Annotated in this window: 1 protein-coding gene; it reads right to left on the bottom strand. The window is 40.6% G+C overall.

The window, feature by feature from the left end; genetic code table 11:
* A partial coding sequence (locus tag AAEY88_RS13040; RefSeq protein ID WP_350563064.1) for a CreA family protein occupies positions 1-281 on the bottom strand: 281 nt, incomplete at both ends.

Raw genomic sequence — 281 nt, 5'->3', positions numbered from 1 at the left:
AAATACCACTTCTCCAGATTTACTCTGATCAATCTGCTGTAATTGCTCTGCGGTAATAACCCCGGTTTGCCGACACGAAATTGACATATCAGAAGGGTCTGAAAAATCTAAATTAGCTTCAATATGGCTAATATGGCACGTTACCCCAGTAACTAAAGGGTCTTGTTGCGAATTTACAATTACATCCTTGGTGGTAAATAGTCCAAGGCTTACAGAGGCAACATCATCTGAGCACGCTGTTAAGGTAAGCATACCCGCGAGTAAAAAGCTGACTTTTAAAT

Origin of the sequence: Psychrobacter sp. CAL346-MNA-CIBAN-0220, assembly GCF_040309805.1 — a bacterium.
GTDB lineage: Bacteria > Pseudomonadota > Gammaproteobacteria > Pseudomonadales > Moraxellaceae > Psychrobacter.
Note: the sequence above shows the minus strand (reverse complement) of the source record. Positions and strands in the feature narration are given on the sequence as shown.